An 18,614-nucleotide genomic window follows, 5' to 3' on the forward strand; every position below is an offset into this window, starting at 1 on the left:
AACGCGTCCCCGCTTGAACGGCGGCTAGGCTATGAAAGCGGACTTTGCCGTCACGGAGGCCTGAGCGGCGGCAACGGGTCGGGAACGGCCTGAAGCACGTCGCACCAGCGGCAAGGCCACTTTTACGGGCGTGATGTCATTGGTTATTGGCCCGATCAGGCCAAACTGAAGGAGCTGGGGTACGCCGCGGTCGAGATCGCCATGCCGCGTCCTATTTTTCCCGAAATCGCGAGGCGTCAATCCTGATCAAGGAATTTACTCGTTCGCTGATGGCTGCTGATTCGCCAGCACGGTCACTCGGTCAAGCATATGTCGTCGGGACTTCTCGCCCCTTGCCGGGGCCTGGACCCTGGAAGGCATGCGCAGCAGGTGTTGCGCACGGTTCCGGCCGGAGACCTGACCTGCCGGCCTTTGAAAGGGGGGCCAACATCCAGGCTGAGTTGCCGCGCCTGGACAAGGTATCGATTTGCCAGTCGGGGGGTACGGTACTGCCAGGGCCAGCAAGAAGCACAGACTGGCCGGGGATCCACTCAACCGGGATTGGTGGCGTCCTCATTGGAATGGCCATCCCTGGCAACAGCGTCCGACGTGGCCTGGCCCTCATTGACGAGGTAGCGGCGGCGCTGCAGATACCCGTCGCGCATGAAGCTGTATTTGTCCAGCGCAGCAAGCGAGATCAGGTCCGTCGCCGGCAGCAAGTTGGTCCGCGTATCGACGAAACTCACCCCATACAGGCCAAAGCTGGCCCCCGGATCAAGATACGTGGCAGGTGATAGCGCCGCGTTCACGACCACGCCGGCGCCATCGCGGACAGAACTCGGGCCCAGCACAGGCAGGACGAGGTAAGGTCCGGATGGCACACCCCAGGCGCCGAGAGTTAAACCGAAGTCGGTGTTATGCGTAGAGATTCCAGCGGGTGTGGCGATATCGATCAGCCCACCGATCCCCAGCACCGAATTCACCGCGAGCCGCATACCGGTCTCCGCCGCCGCGCCCCCCCTGCCCTGCAAGAGGTTGTTCACCAGGTTAGAAACCTCGCCTAAATTCGAGAAGAAGTTCTTGACAGCGGTTCGCACTGGGCTTGGCACAGCCTCCCGATACCCTTTGGCAACAGGCGTCGCCACGTACCGATCAATCGTCTGGTTGGCTGAAAACACCGCTCGGTTTACGGGCTCGATAGGATCGGATGGTGTCGCCTGTGGACCGCTTGCGCAGCCAGCGGCAAGAAGCGCAAAGACCAGAGCCGACACAGCGCGGTGAAAACGCGGACGCGTGCAGTCAAGACAGGCCGCGCCAGAGACATATAGGACCACGGTATCTCCGAGGGGAAGGCTTTTTTCCATGTGCCGAGCAATGTTCCAGCCTGAGCAACGCGTTTGTGCGTCGCCTTTCGGCGCACTACATATTTGTGGTCGACGGTATCGGCTTGTGGCCGTTTGATTCTCCATATGATTTCGGAGAGGCCTGTTTCGCAGCGAGAGCTGAAGCGAACTGGCATCAAAACAGGGGAACGTCGGCCTGCGAACCAATTTAGGGTGTACCCAGCGCAGTCGCAATTAGACTTTGGTGTAGGTATGTCACACCATTCCTTCCCGCGGACACGAAGGTACCGCCGATACCGTCGCGCAATGGATCGCCGCGACATCGTCGGCCTAAGCCGGTATCACGGGGCGCCACTACCGTCTATCGGGCACGCGGCTCTAGGTATCGAGCCCATGCACGGAAGCAACATGTCCATACCCTCCGAGCAGCCGCCTGCTCCGCTCAAGGCACAGATTCGGAGATGCATGGTCGCGGCGGGCTGCTAAGGAGCCGCCGCATCGCGCTGGGAACCTGTCTATCTGTGGGTGCGAAGGCGGTGCCGTGGTCCGGTCGGCTTCGCGGCAGGCTTCACTAACTCAGTGGCGCGTCACGACAGAAAGCGCCCGCCCAAGCGAAGAACGACGTTAAACGTGCTGTTTCAGTTCCCTATGATGCGCATGACCAAGGCGTCATACTGCACCATCAATGCCTCGTAGGTGCCATCTCGGAGCTTTGTTGCTCGGATCCACAAGTTCGGTGGTGGCCAGGGCAGAACATCCGCTTCGAGATGGTCGAAGGCAGGAACAATCCGTAGTCGGGAAGCGCCGACCGCAGGCCGGCCGGTGTAGGTCGCTTGTCGGCCATGAAGCGCCATTCGCCCGTCGCGTCGCTCGGACGTTCAGACGTCGGCTTCGATCAGTGAACGGCCGTTCGATTGGCGAAGACGAACGTTGCTTCGTCGGCCTTAAACGCTATTTGCCGAAAATCCTCGAATCCCGGCCAAGCGTCATAGCGGCGGTAGCCAGAATCCGGCCGTAAGCCTGACGCGGGCCGATTCGAGCGGCACGACCGCCTGCGCGAGGCTGACACACACGAAGTGTGTTCCTCGGTAAGGGCGTCTCCCATCCCGGAGTCAAAGAAGCCGCAATACCTCCCACCTGGGGCTGCCCGAGACGATATACGGCTCGAGATCCTTGCTCCATTGTTTGTGCAGTTCGATGGTGGCGAGTTTGTCCCATGCGGCGCTGAGTTCCGCGAGATCGTTAAGCATAACCTCGCTCTGAACCGTCGACTCGTGCATGCCAATCGACCCGGTTAGCAGGCGCGAGTTGTCGGGAGTCCACCCGATCTGGCTACCAATGTCGGTAGACCACTTCTTCAAGGAATCCACCACGACGGACTTGTGGCCGAATTTTGCGTCAATGCTCCAGCGCGCGATGATCATGGCTGTCTCCTCCAGACCCAATGTGCCCCTCGGGCCATCTCAAAAGCGTAACGCGGGGGGCTGAAAATAAAGTGATCGGCAGGCAAAGGAGTGCCGCCGTGTGACGCAGCAGCAATTTGCGCAGACTGCGGACCTTTACCCGCTATTCACAATAGCCGTCTCCACAAGGTTGCCGGCGGCGCCCTGAGTCCCGACGAGCATCGGTCTTTACGCATGCTCAGGGAGTAACAGTCACGCGCAGGAAGGTGGCAGGAATGGAGGTGGCATCCGGTTCCGGACTCTTGTTGTGGTTCGCAAACAGCTCTTCCAGCTCCTTCCTGAGATCCACAGCCCGGCCTCTTTTTTCTGCGGCTTCAAAGGCATTCATCGTCGGGCCATAGAAGCGTATGAAATCAGAGACGAAGTCAGACGGAGGCGTCGGAGCGTTAAAGAAATACGTATCCTTCGCGAAAGCAATCTTGTCGGCCGCGATCCCGCCTTCACCGAACCGCTCGATGACGTTGCTCTCGACACCCCAGGTCATCGGGCTGATAAAGCCCTCCGGTGGTGGCGGCGAATACGAGGCACTGACCTTCAGGAGCTGCGCGACCAGTGTCGGATCGTTGGGGATCCAGTTCCCCATGACAATTCGGCCACCCGGGCGCGTCACCCGCACCAGCTCCCTGGCCACGTCCACGGGCTTTGGCGCAAACATGGCGCCAAAGATGGAAATGACGAGATCAAAGGCGTGATCTGCCAACTCGTGCAGATCGCAGGCATCGCCTTCCCGGAATTTACAGTTCGTCAGGCCCATTTGCCCGACGCGCGCGTTGCCTGCAGCGACCAGATTTCTGGCGATATCGACGCCCAGGACGTCGGCCCCGAGTCTCGCGGCTGGTATGGCGGTGGTGCCGTCCCCGCACCCGAGATCGAGAACCCTGAGCCCCTTGGTGATGCCAAGCCCGCCAACGAGCGCTTCTCCACTCTCCCTCATGCTGCGCGCAATACGGGTAAAGTCCCCCTTCTCCCAAAGGGCCTGATTGGCATTCATTGGGCGCTCCTTTTCGGTACGACGGGGTGGATGCTGGCTTACTCCCGAAAGAATAGCGTCGCGAGGAGGGTTGGCAATCATCCAGATGGACGAGATTTGCTGGTCACCGGGACCCCATATAGATTTGCCCGGCAAACCATCCTCGGATGGGACACTGCCGCGGGCAGCGAACCCGAGCCTGCTTAGTAATTGCTTGCAAACGACCTCCGGAACCGGATCAACGGGCCGGCGCCAGGTTTCATTTCGAACCTCTGCCAGTGACTCGCGAGGCAGCACGATTTGCGGAATGGCCGTTGCTCCATGGAAACCGTCGTTGCGGCACCGCAAGCGCGAACGGCTGTTCGGGGTCGAAAAGCGACGACCGGCTCGCGACTGACAGAGGTCATCTACGATTTCTTTCGGCTCTCCATGCCCCACATCTGCAATGTCAAGGGTGCCAGGTCGACGGCCTTTCAATTTGCATCGCAGGCCGTTGGCTTCCCGCCATGGCATACGAAAGCTTGTTCGCCGCGTCGACGACTGTCTGTGCCAGCTCCAGCAAACGCTCTTCGCTTAGCCGGGAAGTCGGTCCCGAAATGCACATGGAGCCAAGCAGCCGCCAGTGCAATCCGAACACCGGTGCAGACACGCTCGAGACTTCGGCTTCCCGCTCGCCGAGCGACAGATGAAATCCACGGCGGCGGATCATTTCATAAAGCTCGCCCGGCTCACCTGAGAACGCCAGGATGACGCGGCCTGGCGAACCGCTGTCCAGCGGCAGTGCCGCCCCGATCCTGACGTGATGCCGGATGGCCTGCGGTCCTTCGACCCGGACCAGGCAGGTTCGCTGTTGTCCCTCCCGGACGTAGAACGAAGCGCTTTCGCCGGTCTTGATCGTCAGCTCCCGCAGCACCGGCTCCACCACTTCCTGAACGTTGAAGGTTGCCTGGTAGCACGCGCCCAGCCACCCTGCCGCGCGGCCGAGCCGCCAGTTGCCGTCTTCCTTCTGCACCAGATAGTTGTCCGCCGCCAGCGTGCGCGCCAGCCGCAGCACGGTGGTCTTGTGGATGCCGGTCCGCCGGCTCAGTTCGGCAAGTGAGAGCTGGGGGTCGTTCACCCCGAACGCCTCGAGTACGCGCAGGGCGCGGGTGACCGCTATGACGCCCCCCGCGCCATCGTCGCCTCTTGAGGCGCCCTTTGGATCACTATTCGCATTCATAGAACGAAACGAGGTCCACGGTATGAAACGGCATTGTATGCCGTGAAACGGTCGACCACAATCCGAATCACAACGAAACCGAGATTCGGAGACAGTAATGAAGGCAATTTCCCGTCGCTGCATATTCGTGCTTGCCGCAGGTCTGGTTCTGGCGTCCGCCACGACCCAGGCCGCGCCGCAGTACCCCACCAAGCCCATCCGGGTCATCGTGCCTTTTCCCGCCGGCGGGGGCACGGACATCATCGCGCGAGAAGTCACCAATACGGTTGCCAAGTCGACCGGCTGGGTCTTTGTGGTGGAGAACAAGCCAGGGTCCGGTGGCAACCTCGGGGTGGACGCGGCAGCCAAGGCGCCGGCCGATGGCTACACCATCGTCATGGGGCAGACCAGCAACCTTGCCATCAACCCCTCGCTGTATGAACGGTTGCCATATGACCCACTGAAGGATCTGACACCCATCAGCATGGTGGCATCCGCGCCGCTCGTGCTGGTGACCCATGTCAATTCGCCTTACAAGACGCTGAAGGACGTGATCCAGGCGGGCAAGGCAAAGCCCGGCGCCATCAACTTCGCCTCGCCGGGCAACGGAACGGTGGCGCACCTTGGCGGTGAGCTGCTTCAAACGACCGCGAAGGTGAAGTTCACCCATGTCCCTTACAAGGGCGCAGCGCAGGCGGTCAACGACCTGATGGGCGGACAAGTCGATCTCTACATGGCATCCGTGCCTACGTTGCTCGGACATATCAAGAACAACCGGATGCGGCCGCTCGCGGTGACGTCCCCGAAGCGTTTGCAGGACCTGCCTCAGGTGCCGACCGTGGCCGAGCTGGGCTATCCCGGCTTCGATACCGCGACCTGGTTCGGCTTCGTTGCGCCTGCCGCGACCCCGAAGGACATCGTGGTGCGCCTGAATACCGAGTTCAACAAGGCGCTCAAGTCTCCGGCGCTTGCCACCAAGCTGGACGAGCAAGGTGCATCGGTGCTGACTGGCACGCCTGAGGCGTTCAGTACGCTGATCAAGCAGGACATCGGACGCTGGGCATCGGTCATCAAGGCCTCCGGCACGAAGCTGGATTGACGCCCTTATCTACCCATCTATTTCATATTGCCTGGAGTCCATCATGACCTTGCCCAACATCATCAAATCGTTTGAGCGCGTGCCCGCCGAGATCGTGGCGCGGGCCGCCAAGTTCCAACCGGCGATCCTCTCCGATGTCGGCGGACGCCGCGGTGCGTTGCATGGCCGGATCCGGGCCTTGCGCCCGACCATGAAAGTCGCCGGGCCCGCCTTCACTGTCGAGGTTCGCCCCGGTGACAATCTGATGATCCACGCAGCGCTGGCGCTGGCGCAGCCGGGCGATGTTCTGGTCGTCGACGGCAAAGGTGACCAGACCTCTGCGCTGATGGGAACGATCATGATGCATGCCGCTCGCCAGCGCGGCCTTGCTGGTGTCGTCATCGACGGCGCGGTGCGCGACAGCCTTGAGCTGGAGGAAATGCAGTTCCCGGTCTTTTCGGTGGGCACGAACCCTAACGGCCCCACCAAGGAAGTTGGCGGGCGCATTGGACACCCCATTTCTGTTGGCGGCGTCACGGTGAACCCTGGCGACTACATCTGCGGCGATGCCGATGGCCTGGTCGTGGTGGAGCGCGAGAAGATCGAAGCCTTGCTCGATGCCGCGGCAAAGAAGGAGGACGCGGAAGCCCAGCGCATTGCCCAGATCAGGGAAGGCAATACCACCGCGCCCTGGCTGCTGGCATCGCTGGTGACGGCGGGCGTCCTGAAGCAGGGAGATGCACTGTGACGAACAAGCAAGTCATTATCGTCACGGGTGCCGACCTCGCGCCGGAAGCCCTCGCGCTGCTGGGTGACCATGAGATCGTATTCGCGGGGAAAACGCCCCAGACCGCCGATATTGCAGCACTGGCAAGGAAGCACAACCCGGTCGGCATTATCGTGCGCTACGGCAGCATAAGCGCTGAAGTCATGGACGCAGCACCAGCCTTGAAAGTGATTTCAAAACACGGCACTGGAACTGACACCATCGATAAAGCCGCCGCACAGGCGCGCGGCATCAAGGTGGCCGCCGCGGCCGGGGCCAATGCCGCCGCCGTGGCTGAGCATGCGTGGGCGCTGATCCTTGCGTGCGCCAAAGCTGTTCCACATCTCAACGATCGCATGCGCCAGGGTCATTGGGACAAGGCAACTTACAAGGCCGTCGAGCTGAACGGTTGCACGCTCGGTATCGTGGGGCTCGGGGAGATCGGCCGCCGCGCCGCCGTGATTGGTGTGGCCATGGGCATGCATGTCACCGCTTTCGATCCCTATGCGACGACGGTCCCGGAAGGCGTAACGCTTGTCGACCTGCCTCGGCTGTTCAGGGAATCGGACGTGGTGTCGCTGCACTGCCCGTTGACGGAAGAGAACCGTGGCATGTTGAACCGTGAAACCCTGGCGACGTTCAAGGACGGCGCGATCCTCGTCAATACGGCGCGAGGCGGACTCATCGACGAGCCTGCACTGGCCGAAGCCCTGCAGAGGGGCAAACTGCATGCCGCTGGCCTGGACAGCTTTGCCGTGGAACCGATGCCCGTGCCGCATCCGTTCCGCGACATTCCCAACCTGATTCTGTCGCCGCACATCGGCGGCGTCAGCAACGCCGCGTACGTGAACATGGGCGTTGGGGCGGCGAAGAACGTCCTGGCGGTGCTGCAAGGCGTGGCTACGCCGGCCTGACCGACGCACGGCTGCATCATCAACTAGAACAGAAGTGTCGCGGGAAGACCCGACGGACAGTCAGGTCTCTCCCGCAGCACAAGGAGACAAAGATGTTTTCTCGAACAATTGGCTGCCTGGTGGCAGCAACAACGCTGCTTGTCAGCCTGTCCGCCGTGGCGGCGTACCCGGACAAACCGGTCCGCATCATCGTGCCGAACCCTCCCGGCGGGGCCGTCGACGTCGTGACGCGCAAGGTTGCACAGAAGCTCACCGTGCAGACGGGGCAGAGCTTCGTCGTGGAGAACAAGCCGGGCGCGTCCGGCACGATCGGCACGTCCCAGGTTGTCAACGCACCCGCCGATGGCTACACGCTTCTGGCGAACGACAACTCCTACACCACCCTCCCCTATGTCTTCAAGAAGCTGAACTGGGACCATCAGACAGCTCTGGTCCCTATCGCGCCGTTCGCATTTTCGCCGGTGGTGCTTGGCGTCAAGGCCGATTCGCGCTTCAAGGACCTGGCATCCCTCCTCACCTATGCCAAGGCGCATCCTGGAGAGGTGACGTTTGGCACCGGCGGCCCCGGTAGTTCGCCGCATTTTTCTGCCGAGGCGTTCCAGCAGGCCGCAGGTATCAAGCTGATGCATGTGCCGTACAAGGGGGCTGGTGAGGCCATGGTCGGGCTGCTGTCCGGTAGCGTGGATCTGCTGGTTGTATCGACCCCGACCGCGCTGGCGCCGGTCAAGGGTAATCAGATGCGTCTGCTGGGCATCAGTGGAAAGACCAGGGTGGATGTGTTCCCGGGCGTCCCTACGTTCGCTGAAGCTGGTGTACCCAACTTCAGCCTGTTCAACTGGTCAGGCCTTGCCGCGCCAAAGGGCACGCCGAACGATGTCATTACGCGCCTGCAAACGGAAATTCAGAAGGCGCTCCAGGCGCCCGACATGAAGGCATTCCTTGCGCAGATGGGGTCGCAGCCGGGCAACCTGGACAGCCCCGCGTTCGCGCAGCTGATCCAGCGCGAAACCGCGCAATGGGCAACGGTTGCGCAAAAGGCGCATATTGAGAAGCAATAACCAGGAGCGGCGATGTTCCTACTTCAGCAACCGGCCGTACGCGATGCACAGGTCCTCACCCGGCTTCCGGAGTCGTTCCGTCGGCACGACCCCGACAACGCGTGGGCGCATGCCAATCGCGGCGGGGCGACGATCGACTCATTCCTGGAGGGGCCGGTATGGGCCGATGGCCACCTCTGGGTGACGGATATTCCCTACGGCCGCATTTTCCGTGTTTCGATGCAGGGCGACTGGGAGCTTGTTGCCGAGTATGACGGTGAACCGAATGGCATGAAGCGCCTGGCCAGCGGTGATTTCCTGATCACCGACTATCGCAACGGACTGGTGCGTCTGGATGCAAAGTCGGGAACCGTAACCCCGTTTCTTGAGCGTAGGAATTCGGAACGCTTCCGAGGCGTCAACGACCTGACCTTCGATTCGCAGGGCAATCTCTACTTCACCGACCAGGGCCAGACCGGCTTGCACGATCCGACTGGCCGCGTCTATCGGCTGACGCCCGACGGCAAGCTGGACGTCCTGCTGGACAACGCACCGAGCCCGAACGGTGTCGTCCTCTCGCCTGACGAGAAGGTGCTGTTCGTCGCGATTACCCGCGGCAACAGCGTATGGCGCGTACCGTTGCAGGCCGACGGTTCGGTCAGCAAGGTCGGGCAGTTCTTTACCTCTTACGGCCCGAGCGGCCCCGACGGCCTGGCAATGAGATCGGATGGCCATCTGCTGGTGGCGAATCCTGGACTTGGTTATGTCTGGGTGCTCAACCATCGCGCCGAGCCTGTGGAGGTGATCCGCAGCCCCGGTGGCACATCGCTGACCAATCTGTGCTTTGGCGGCACCGAGGGCACCACGCTACTCATGACCGAGTCGACCACCGGGACGATCCTGTGCGCCGACATGTCGGTGGGCGGTGCGCCGGTGCACGGAGGACGGCTGGCATGAACGGAGTATCGCGCGTTCTCGCCATGCCGGTCACACGCCTCCGCCAGAGCGCCGCAGCCGAGCAGCAAGAACGCGGCCTCACCCACGCCGCGTGCCGCGGGACTATCGCGCCTCGGTCGATTCGCGCTCGAACTTACGGATCACCGGGTTGCCAAGGATGGCATCCCTTCCCGCTTCGATCAGGCTATCGACGTCCTTCTCGGGCAGACGAAGTCTGGTCGGCAGATCGTTCAGACTTGCAGCACGCTCCGAGCCGAGGGCCTCAAACGAGATCCGCGTGACGAAGAATTCGACTTCATCGCACCGCCAGCCTGGGCGGCGTGCAACGATCTCCTGTTGCCGGGAATGCGGCATCCCACACCGATACGCCACGAGGTCGTCGCGCCACTGCCGCATCATGGGAACGAAGGCGTCATAGCTCATTCGAACGTTGGTCGCCATTGCCGCGTCGATGGCCGCGCTGGCGACTTCGATTCCGGATGGGCCTCCCTGGCTTCGGTTCCAATCGCCGCGCGGGCCCTGACCGGCGTCAACAGCGATGAAAAGCAGCCGCCGCAAATTGATCGCGTCGTTCTCGCTCATGGGACCGTAAGCCGTGCCCAGCAGCAGGCGCGTTTGCAAAATGGTGGCCAGGCCGTAGTTGTCGGTCACGCCGCCGTCGACCAGCTTGATGTACTTTCCCTTTGAAGTGTCCCGGTGACCGCGAACAGCGGTTGCCAACGCGCCAAGCAGCAGCGATTGCCCAGGCCTCTGGGCGTGGTCAAGGTTCGGCAGCGGTGCACGACAAGCCTCGGGATATTTTTGAAGGACGATCGGTGCGAAGAAGAGCGGGACCGCCATGGATGCGGCGACGGCCTCGGAAACGGGAAAGCTGGCGAGATCACTGCATAGCGCATCGAATGCCAGCTGGCTGAACGGGAACGCGACCCGGTAGTAGACGTTCGTGGCGTTGATCCAGACGATTGGCTTGCCGCGGCGGAACATGTCGGCGTACGTCGCGCCCTTGAACACGTCTTCGTCGAGCCAGGTCCGGAGATCTTCCCGATCGTTGAGCCCCCCCGCGAAGAGGCGCGCAAGGTTGACCGGATTCAGCAGACTGAAGCGAAGTCCCGCCTCTCCGTCCTTCAATAGCACTGATCGAAATGTCGCCAGGCTGGCCTTGCCGTGCAGACCGTAGTACGCCGCGGTGATGGAGCCTCCGGACACGCTGCTGATGAATGCGATGTCGTCGAGCAGGGACGCGCCACCAGGACTTCTCATGGCGTCGAGCCCCTGCAGAGCGCCGAAGGCGAAGGCTGCGGCTCGCGTGCCACCGCCAGAGAACGACATGGCGACGGTTGTCTGGCCGCCGACGTCGGTGGGTTCGCGCATGGCCGCGGATGCGCTGCCAGCCGCGGCCTGTGGCAGATTGCGCGGAGCATTGTGAAGCGACCCGCAGGCACTGAGTCCCGCAAGTAGAAGCAGAATCAGAGCGCGGTAGGCCCTGCCGCAGGCGTGCCGCTCTCTCCCTGCCCCGCCCATTCGCCAAGGCAGGCTGCTCTTGCGGCGAAGGGTATGGTCATGTCGAAACTTCCACATTGGATTAGGTCAGGAACGTGCTCGGCGTGGTGGCGGCCCGCAGGAAGGGAAGGTCGAGTTTCGTTGCCGCCAGGATCCGGTGTGTCCGGGTCCGTCGGAATATTACGGCATCTCCATGGGGGCCGCACGACCCGCAGATGGCGCCTTAGCAGCTGCTCACCGGAGCCAGGGTCTCACATATCACCAGATCATCAAATTTTTTGAATAATATTTACAATCCTGCCCGGCTGTTTCCGCACTTTTCTTCGCTATAGTTCGTCACATGGACGGCACGACAACGCAACAGCGCGAACAAAGCGCCGCCATAGCAGAACTCAAAATCATTGAATAAATTTCATCGGAGAGAGCACCATGTCGAACGCCAAGCTGGAAGTCCTGACCCCGCGCAACAGCCAACTGATCATCATCGACCACCAGCCCCAGATGGCTTTTGGTGTGCAGTCGATGGACCGCCAGACCATGAAGAACAACGTCGTGGGCCTGGCCAAGGCAGCCAAGACCTTCGATGTGCCGACCACCATCACCACGGTCGAAAGCGATTCTTTCTCCGGCTATACCTACCCCGAACTGCTCGACGTGTTCCCCGGCAAGCAAACGCTCGAACGCACCTCGATGAACTCCTGGGACGACCAGAAGGTGCGCGACGCGCTGGCCGCCAACGGCCGCAAGAAAATCGTCGTGGCCGGCCTGTGGACCGAGGTCTGCAACACTACCTTCGCGTTGTGCGCAATGCTTGAGGGCGACTACGAGATCTATATGGTGGCCGACGCATCGGGTGGCACGACCAAGGACGCCCATGACTACGCCATGCAGCGCATGGTCCAGGCAGGCGTGGTGCCCGTGACCTGGCAACAGGTCATGCTGGAATGGCAACGCGACTGGAAGAACCGCGAAACGTACGACGAGGTGATGGCCGTGGCCAAGGAGCACTCGGGCGCCTATGGCATGGGCGTCGACTATGCCTATACGATGGTCCACAAGGCCGCGCAACGCACGGCAACCACGCACGAATCGCTGGCTCCCGTGCACGCGCCGGTCGTCGAGCGCTGATGCATGTCCGCCACCAGTCATCCTTCGGAGCGCACAAGATGATTCCAGGTCGAAGCGTAGCCAAGGGCGCCCTCCTGCTGGGATGCTGGCTGGCCATCAGCACGTCCAGCGTAGCGGCGGCAGCGATCGTCGCCAACGCGCTGATCGCATGATCAGCCCCCTCCGCGGGGGAAACCTTCCCCCGCGGACATGCCCCTGCTACAGGATGGATCTCAGCCATGAGCGCAAACGTCAACGCATCAGACAATACAGAAGCCAACGAAAATCCCAGCCTCTGGGAAATATGCAAGGCGCCAATCCTTCTTACTATTGTGGGCGGCGCCATCGACACCATTGGCTTTATTGCGCTGCTGGGCTTCTTCACCGCGCACGTCACCGGAAACCTCGTGCTCGCGGGAGCGGCATTTGTCAAAGGTGGGGCCGGCTTATGGATTAAGCTTGGCGCCATCCCACTCTTCATTGTCACGGTCATCATCAGCAAGATGCTGATTGACCGCAACCAGCGGACCCAACCGACCCACCAGACCTTAGGCTGGCTGTTTGTTGCTGAAGCGACCTTCTTGCTGGGTTTCATGGTCGCCGGCCTGTATCTCGAACCGTTCGATAATCCGGATGGCGCGGGCCTTGCTTTGACTGGAGGCCTCGGCCTGGTCGCGCTTGCCGTCCGAAATACTGCCAGCAAGACCCTGATCAAGTACATCAGTCCCAGCACCATGATGACCGGGAACACCACCCAGTTGGGTATCGATCTGTCGAATTACCTGCGTGCCAGGACACGCACCAATTTCCTGGATCTTCTCAAAAGCGCAAGTGTTGTGATCGGCTTTGTGATCGGGGCTTTCCTGGGTGCATCCCTCTATGTGACGATCGGATTCTGGAGTGTCCTTCCATTTATACTTCCCGTCGCATATATGGCGCGCATGGCATTCGGCAACCAATTCAGATGAGTGGATGACATCATGGGCATCAGCACAAACAGGCTTGAATCATTCAGCGATGGTGTCATTTCCGTAAGCTTGACACTCATGTTGTTTCAACTACAGGTACCAGAAGGCTTTTCGCTTAAAGACATCCTTAATAATGCCTCCAATTTTTTCGGCTATGTGCTAAGTTTTGTTTACGTCGGAATATACTGGAACAACCATCATCACCTGTTTAAAGTTGCTCGTGGAATTAACGGCAAAATTATGTGGGCGAACCTCCACCTGCTGTTTTGGCTAAGCATGATTCCATTCACCACCACCTGGACTGGAAAATCTGGCTTCGCGCAGACACCGACGGCAATGTATGCATTTGTCCTGTTCATGTGCGCCATCTCTTACTCACTGCTCACAAGACTCATCATCAAGTATGACGGCGACCGTTCCGCACTTGGGCAAGCCATCGGAAACGACCTTAAAGGGAAGCTCTCCATCCCTATCTACGCATTAGCGATCCTGGCCAGTTTTTTCAGCAGCGTAGCTTCGTTTTTCATACTGACCTTGATGGCTTGTGTATGGTTTTTTCCCGATTCTCGCATTGAAAAATATCTGCTCGGTGACAAAGCCCATGAACTCTGACGGTATGGGGATCAGGATTGAGCCTGGCTGCGTTACTGAGCATTTCACCCCTTTCCCATGCCGATCCCAGCATTCAGGTCGGCTTCTCCCCGGAAGGCTCGGCGCGAAAGCTTGACCTGGAGACTATCGGCAGCGCCAGGCACACCATATGAGTTTAGTGGGCATCTTCTTCAACCTCCCAACCACCGCCCGCAGCAGCGAAAATTCGCACGAGGTTCGTCCGCAGGCTCGCATCCGACGTGGCCCGCTGCGACTCCGCGTCGAGAAGATCACGCTCGGCCACCAGCACGTCCAGCAAGCCCACATAACCGAAACGGTACTGCGCTCGCGCCAGTTCCGCCGCGCGCCGATTCTGGACCACGCCCGCAGCGAGCGAGGTGTTTCTCGACTGCTCGTTCAGGTAGGCCGACATTGCGCTTTCCATATCCTCCAGTGCATCGAGCACGGTCTGCTGGTATGCCAGGAAGGCTTGCGTCTGCCGCGCATCGGCAGCGTCAATCTGCGAGCGGATGCGGCCGAAGTTCAGCACCGGCTGCACCAGCCCGATGCCGATCCCCCACGGGGTCGACGAGAACGGCGTCGCGTTCTGCACGCCGAACAGCGCGGTTAGCGAAATGTTCGGGAACAGTTCTGCGACCGCCGCCTTTCGTGCGGAGATCGAAGCGGCGAAGCGTCGCTCTGCCACCCGCACATCCGGCCGCGTGGCGATCACAGAGGCCGGGGCCGAAACCACGATACGCCCGTCGAGCGGCGGCTGCGGCGCTGCGGCCACCTCCTTCAGGTTGCCCGGCGTCCGACCGAGTAGCGCGGACAGCCGGTTAGCCGCGGCGTCCCGCGCTGCCCGGAGCGACGGCACGCGCGACTCGGTCGTCGAAGTCTGCGCGGCCGCGCGCTGCACGTCCAAGTTGCTCACCAGCGCGCCGCGCTGCTGGGCTTCCACCAGCTTCAGCGTCCTGCGCTGCGTCTCCAGGTTGCTGGTCGTCAGTTCGATCTGCCGGTCCAGGTTGCGCAACTCGAAGTAGGTGCGCGCCACCTCCGCCAGCAGCGCCACGCGCACGGCCTGCTCGCTGGCTTCGGTCGATTGGAGGATCGCCGTCGCTTGTGCCGTGCGGGCCTGGTTGCGGCCGAACAGGTCCAGTTCCCATGCCGCCGATAGGGCCACCTGGTTCACCGTGACCGACTTGTCGTTGGTCAGCAGCCCGCGATTTCCGCGCTCGCTGCTCGCCACGGCGCTTACCTCCGGGGCCAACGCAGATTGCGCCTGCAGCCGCGCTGCCCGCGCCTCCTCTACCCGTGCCCGCGCAATTCCCAACGACTTGTTGCCGGCAATTGCCTCACGGATCAGCGACTCCAGCGCGGCGTCGTGGAAATGCGACCACCATTGCTGGTCGACCTGTGCATCGTCGTGGCTGACAATCAGGTCGGCGTTCGCCTGCGCGGGCGCCAGCGTCTGCCAGCGCGGCGCGACGTCGACACCGGAGCTTTGCGGCCCCACCGGGCTCGTGCAACCGGCTACGACAGCCGCAGCGGCAGCAAGGACCGAGGCAGCCAATCGCTCAAGCTTCAACATGCTGCTGCACCCTTTCCTTCCGCGTGATGCGCTTTTCCAGGTTCCGGATCAGGACATAGAAGACCGGCGTCAGGAACAGGCCAAAGAACGTGACGCCGATCATGCCGAAGAACACGGCCACTCCCATGGCGTGGCGCATCTCGGCGCCGGCACCATGTGACAGCACCAGCGGCAGCACCCCCATGATGAAGGCGATCGACGTCATCAGGATCGGCCGCAGGCGCAGGTGCGCAGCCTCGATGGCTGCCGCAAGCGTGTCCTTGCCCTGCATTTCCAGTTCTCGGGCAAACTCGCATATCAGGATCGCGTTCTTGCAGGCCAGTCCTATCAGCACGAAGAACCCTATCTGCGTGAAGAGGTTGTTCTCCTCGCCGGTCAGCCAGACCCCTGCGATGGCCGAGAACAGGCACATCGGGACGATCAGGATGATGGCCAGCGGCACGAACGGGCTTTCGTACTGCGCGGTCAGCACAAGGAACACCAGCAGGATGCAGATGGGGAACACGATCAGCGCGGTGTTGCCGGCCAGGATCTGCTGGTAGGCCAACTCGGTCCATTCAAAGGCCATGTCGCCCGGCAGCGTGTCATTCAGGATGCGCGTGATTGCCGCCTGCGCCTGTCCGGTGGAGTAGCCGGGTGCCGGACGCCCATTGATGTCGGCGGAGCGGTAGGCGTTGTAGCGCGAGGCGTTGTCGGGGCCGCTGGTGTCGCTGAGCGTCACCACGGCTCCCAGCGGCACCATCTTGCCTTCGACGTTGCGCACCTTCAGTCCGAGGATGTCATCCCGCTTCGAGCGGAAGTCCTTGTCGCCCTGCGCGATCACCTGGTATGTGCGGCCGAACTTGTTGAAGTCGTTCACATAGAGCGAGCCAAGGTAGATCTGCATGGTCTTGAACACGTCATCCACATCCACACCGAGTTGCGCAGCCCGGGTACGGTCCACGTCTGCATACAGTTGCGGCGTGGAGACGTTGTAGTTGGTGTACACCCCCGCCAGCTCGGGCGCCTTGCGCGCCTTCTCCAGCACCGTGTTCACTACCTTGCTCAGCGCCAGGTAGCCGGCGTCGCCACGGTCCTCGATCTCCAGCTTGAAGCCCCCCGTGTTGCCGAGCCCTTGCACGGGCGGCGGCGGGAACACGGCGATGAAGGCGTCGCGGATCGACGCGAACTGCTTCTGCAGGCTGGCCGCCATCGCCGGCCCCGACGTCCCCTGCTTGTGCAGTTCCTCGAACGACTGTTCGCCGACGAAGACCACGGCGGAAGACGGGCTGTTGATGAACCCGTTAATTGAGAGTCCCGGCAACTGTACGGCGGTACGTACGCCCGGCGCTTTTAACGCCACATCTACCATCTGCCGTACCACGGACTCCGTGCGATCCAGCGTCGCCCCCTCGGGCAACCGAACCAGGTTGACCAGGTAGCCCTTGTCCTGGATCGGCACGAAGCCGGCCGGCACCCTGACGAAGCCGAGCACCGTGGCCGCCAGCAGCGCCGCGTAGAGCACCATGGACCCGCGCTTGTGCTGCAACGCCCGCTTCACGCCGCCGCCGTAGGACTCCCCACCTCTGCTGAATACGCGGTTGAAGCGGCTGAAGAAGCCACCGAGCCACCGATCCATCAGTCGCGTCAGCCTGTCCTTGGGCGCGTCGTGTGAACGCAGCAGCAAGGCGGACAGCGCCGGCGATAGCGTCAGCGAATTGAACGCCGAGATCACGGTCGAGATTGCGATGGTCAGCGCGAACTGGCGATAGAACTGCCCGGTGAGGCCGCTGATAAACGCAATGGGCACGAAGACTGCGCAAAGCACGAGCGCGATGGCGATGATCGGCCCCGTCACCTCTTGCATCGCCTTGATGGTGGCCTCGCGTGGCCGCAGGCCGGTGGCAATGTTCCGCTCGACGTTCTCGACCACTACAATCGCGTCATCCACGACGATGCCAATCGCCAGCACCAGCCCGAACAGCGACAACGCATTGATCGAGAAGCCAAAGCCGAGCATCACCGCGAATGTGCCGACCACAGATACGGGCACAGCGAGCAGCGGAATGATGGCCGCGCGCCAGGTCTGCAGGAAGACGATCACCACCAGCACCACCAGCACGATGGCTTCGAGCAGCGTATGGATAACCGCCTTGATCGAATCGCGCACGAACGTCGTCGGGTCATAGGCAATGCGGTACTCCAGGCCATCGGGGAAGTGCTTGTTCAGTTCGGCCATCTTGGCGCGGACGTTGTTCGAGATGTCGATAGCGTTCGCGCCCGGGGTCTGGAAGATCACCAGCGCCAGCGCCTGCTGGTTGTCGAGGAGCGCGCGCAGGGCGTACTCGCTCGCGCCCATCTCCACGCGCGCTACGTCCCTGAGGTAAGTGACCACGCCCCCCTCGCGCTTGACGATGATGTTCTCGAACTGGTCCACGTCGGCCAGGCGGCCCTGCACGTTCACGGGCAACTGGATCTCGACGTTGTCCTTGTACGGCGGCCCGCCCACTACGCCAGCCGCCACCTGGATGTTCTGCTTGCGGATCGCGGCCACTACCTCGTCGGGGTTCATGTTGCGCTCGGCGATCTTCTGCGGATTGAGCCAGACGCGCATCGCATAGTTGCCCGAACCGTACAGCTTGATCTGGCCGATGCCGGGAATCTTGGACAGTTCGTCCTTGACGTTCAGCAGCGCGTAGTTGCGCAGGTAAAGATTGTCATAGCGGTCCGACGGCGAGATGAGGTGGACGACCATCGTCAGGTCCGGCGAACTCTTGACCGTGCTGACGCCGAGCTGCCGGGTCACCTCGGGCAGACGCGGGAGCGCTTCGTTGACGCGGTTCTGCACCAGTTGCGTGGCGAGGTCGGGGTCCGTGCCAAGCTTGAACGTGACCGTCAGCGTCAGCACGCCGTCGCTGGCCGCCTGCGAGGACATGTACAGCATGTTCTCGACGCCGTTGATCTGCTCCTCCAGCGGCGTGGCCACGGTTTCGGCGATGACCTTGGGATTGGCGCCGGGGAACTGCGCGCGCACGACCACCGACGGCGGCACGACTTCCGGATATTCGGAAATCGGCAGCTTCGGAATGGCCAGCACACCGGCAAGGAAGATAAGGATTGAGATGACCGCAGCGAAGTTGGGCCGGTCGACAAAGAACTTAGACAAATTCATG

At 61.7% G+C, this 18,614-nt stretch carries 15 protein-coding genes; 8 read left to right on the forward strand and 7 right to left on the reverse strand.

Annotation, left to right across the window (positions count from 1 at the left end; genetic code table 11):
• Window positions 1-530: 530 nt before the first annotated feature.
• From AC07UK_RS24170 to AC07UK_RS24185, 4 genes are all read right to left on the reverse strand, one after another.
• A complete protein-coding gene (locus tag AC07UK_RS24170) occupies window positions 531-1,343 on the reverse strand; it encodes an MlaA family lipoprotein (RefSeq protein WP_494686374.1) in 813 nt (270 codons plus the stop codon).
• Window positions 1,344-2,434: 1,091 nt separating this feature from the next.
• The gene (locus tag AC07UK_RS24175) at window positions 2,435-2,746 is read right to left on the reverse strand and encodes a hypothetical protein (RefSeq protein WP_435385269.1); all 312 of its coding nucleotides are present in this window, start codon (window positions 2,744-2,746) and stop codon (window positions 2,435-2,437) included.
• A 217-nt stretch (window positions 2,747-2,963) separates the two neighbouring features.
• On the reverse strand, window positions 2,964-3,776 hold the full coding sequence (locus tag AC07UK_RS24180) for a class I SAM-dependent methyltransferase (protein WP_436224159.1): 813 nt from the start codon (window positions 3,774-3,776) through the stop codon (window positions 2,964-2,966).
• 427 nt (window positions 3,777-4,203) lie between these two features.
• Window positions 4,204-4,974, reverse strand: coding sequence for an IclR family transcriptional regulator (locus AC07UK_RS24185; RefSeq protein WP_013952100.1), 771 nt, complete (start codon window positions 4,972-4,974; stop codon window positions 4,204-4,206).
• Between the two features lie 97 nt (window positions 4,975-5,071).
• On the opposite strand from AC07UK_RS24185, the gene AC07UK_RS24190 reads away from it, so the two are divergent.
• The 5 genes from AC07UK_RS24190 to AC07UK_RS24210 all read left to right on the forward strand — a co-directional run bounded on the left by AC07UK_RS24190 (window position 5,072) and on the right by AC07UK_RS24210 (window position 9,705).
• Window positions 5,072-6,052 (forward strand): Bug family tripartite tricarboxylate transporter substrate binding protein, encoded by a 981-nt coding sequence (locus tag AC07UK_RS24190; protein ID WP_436224160.1) that lies wholly within the window; start codon window positions 5,072-5,074, stop codon window positions 6,050-6,052.
• 43 nt (window positions 6,053-6,095) lie between these two features.
• Window positions 6,096-6,779 carry an RraA family protein gene (locus AC07UK_RS24195; RefSeq protein WP_436224161.1) on the forward strand — a complete coding sequence of 228 codons (684 nt, stop codon included), beginning with the start codon at window positions 6,096-6,098 and terminating at the stop codon, window positions 6,777-6,779.
• Window positions 6,776-7,711, forward strand: a complete 936-nt coding sequence (locus AC07UK_RS24200) for an NAD(P)-dependent oxidoreductase (RefSeq protein WP_436224162.1) — start codon at window positions 6,776-6,778, stop codon at window positions 7,709-7,711. Before AC07UK_RS24195 ends, AC07UK_RS24200 begins: the two co-directional genes overlap by 4 nt.
• Window positions 7,712-7,803: 92 nt before the next feature.
• Window positions 7,804-8,769: a Bug family tripartite tricarboxylate transporter substrate binding protein gene (locus AC07UK_RS24205; protein ID WP_436224163.1), complete on the forward strand. Its 966-nt coding sequence runs from the start codon at window positions 7,804-7,806 to the stop codon at window positions 8,767-8,769.
• 12 nt (window positions 8,770-8,781) lie between these two features.
• Window positions 8,782-9,705, forward strand: a complete 924-nt coding sequence (locus AC07UK_RS24210; protein WP_436224164.1) for an SMP-30/gluconolactonase/LRE family protein — start codon at window positions 8,782-8,784, stop codon at window positions 9,703-9,705.
• A 102-nt stretch (window positions 9,706-9,807) separates the two neighbouring features.
• On the opposite strand, the gene AC07UK_RS24215 is transcribed toward AC07UK_RS24210, so the two are convergent.
• Window positions 9,808-11,076: a patatin-like phospholipase family protein gene (locus AC07UK_RS24215; protein ID WP_494686373.1), complete on the reverse strand. Its 1,269-nt coding sequence runs from the start codon at window positions 11,074-11,076 to the stop codon at window positions 9,808-9,810.
• 558 nt (window positions 11,077-11,634) lie between these two features.
• Between AC07UK_RS24215 and AC07UK_RS24220 the strand changes: the two genes are divergently transcribed.
• From AC07UK_RS24220 to AC07UK_RS24230, 3 genes are all read left to right on the forward strand, one after another.
• A complete protein-coding gene (locus AC07UK_RS24220; RefSeq protein ID WP_494686372.1) occupies window positions 11,635-12,333 on the forward strand; it encodes a hydrolase in 699 nt (232 codons plus the stop codon).
• A 218-nt stretch (window positions 12,334-12,551) separates the two neighbouring features.
• The gene (locus AC07UK_RS24225; RefSeq protein ID WP_436224167.1) at window positions 12,552-13,280 is read left to right on the forward strand and encodes a YoaK family protein; all 729 of its coding nucleotides are present in this window, start codon (window positions 12,552-12,554) and stop codon (window positions 13,278-13,280) included.
• A gap of 12 nt (window positions 13,281-13,292) precedes the next feature.
• Window positions 13,293-13,892, forward strand: coding sequence for a TMEM175 family protein (locus AC07UK_RS24230; protein ID WP_494686371.1), 600 nt, complete (start codon window positions 13,293-13,295; stop codon window positions 13,890-13,892).
• Window positions 13,893-14,046: 154 nt separating this feature from the next.
• Here the strand turns inward: AC07UK_RS24230 and AC07UK_RS24235 are convergent, their stop codons facing one another.
• Window positions 14,047-15,462 carry an efflux transporter outer membrane subunit gene (locus AC07UK_RS24235; RefSeq protein WP_436224171.1) on the reverse strand — a complete coding sequence of 472 codons (1,416 nt, stop codon included), beginning with the start codon at window positions 15,460-15,462 and terminating at the stop codon, window positions 14,047-14,049.
• Window positions 15,449-18,613: an efflux RND transporter permease subunit gene (locus AC07UK_RS24240; RefSeq protein WP_494686370.1), complete on the reverse strand. Its 3,165-nt coding sequence runs from the start codon at window positions 18,611-18,613 to the stop codon at window positions 15,449-15,451. Before AC07UK_RS24240 ends, AC07UK_RS24235 begins: the two co-directional genes overlap by 14 nt.
• Window position 18,614: the final 1 nt, after the last annotated feature.

It is taken from the genome of Cupriavidus sp. GW821-FHT07C08, from assembly GCF_059419025.1.

Bases quoted from the DNA above. Each gene is read 5' to 3' on its own strand.
- AC07UK_RS24170 (WP_494686374.1), bottom strand. From the start codon at position 1,343: ATGGAAAAAAGCCTTCCCCTCGGAGATACCGTGGTCCTATATGTCTCT.
- AC07UK_RS24175 (WP_435385269.1), bottom strand. From the start codon at position 2,746: ATGATCATCGCGCGCTGGAGCATTGACGCAAAATTCGGCCACAAGTCC.
- AC07UK_RS24180 (WP_436224159.1), bottom strand. From the start codon at position 3,776: ATGAATGCCAATCAGGCCCTTTGGGAGAAGGGGGACTTTACCCGTATT.
- AC07UK_RS24185 (WP_013952100.1), bottom strand. From the start codon at position 4,974: ATGAATGCGAATAGTGATCCAAAGGGCGCCTCAAGAGGCGACGATGGC.
- AC07UK_RS24190 (WP_436224160.1), top strand. From the start codon at position 5,072: ATGAAGGCAATTTCCCGTCGCTGCATATTCGTGCTTGCCGCAGGTCTG.
- AC07UK_RS24195 (WP_436224161.1), top strand. From the start codon at position 6,096: ATGACCTTGCCCAACATCATCAAATCGTTTGAGCGCGTGCCCGCCGAG.
- AC07UK_RS24205 (WP_436224163.1), top strand. From the start codon at position 7,804: ATGTTTTCTCGAACAATTGGCTGCCTGGTGGCAGCAACAACGCTGCTT.
- AC07UK_RS24210 (WP_436224164.1), top strand. From the start codon at position 8,782: ATGTTCCTACTTCAGCAACCGGCCGTACGCGATGCACAGGTCCTCACC.
- AC07UK_RS24215 (WP_494686373.1), bottom strand. From the start codon at position 11,076: ATGCGCGAACCCACCGACGTCGGCGGCCAGACAACCGTCGCCATGTCG.
- AC07UK_RS24220 (WP_494686372.1), top strand. From the start codon at position 11,635: ATGTCGAACGCCAAGCTGGAAGTCCTGACCCCGCGCAACAGCCAACTG.
- AC07UK_RS24225 (WP_436224167.1), top strand. From the start codon at position 12,552: ATGAGCGCAAACGTCAACGCATCAGACAATACAGAAGCCAACGAAAAT.
- AC07UK_RS24230 (WP_494686371.1), top strand. From the start codon at position 13,293: ATGGGCATCAGCACAAACAGGCTTGAATCATTCAGCGATGGTGTCATT.
- AC07UK_RS24235 (WP_436224171.1), bottom strand. From the start codon at position 15,462: ATGTTGAAGCTTGAGCGATTGGCTGCCTCGGTCCTTGCTGCCGCTGCG.
- AC07UK_RS24240 (WP_494686370.1), bottom strand. From the start codon at position 18,613: ATGAATTTGTCTAAGTTCTTTGTCGACCGGCCCAACTTCGCTGCGGTC.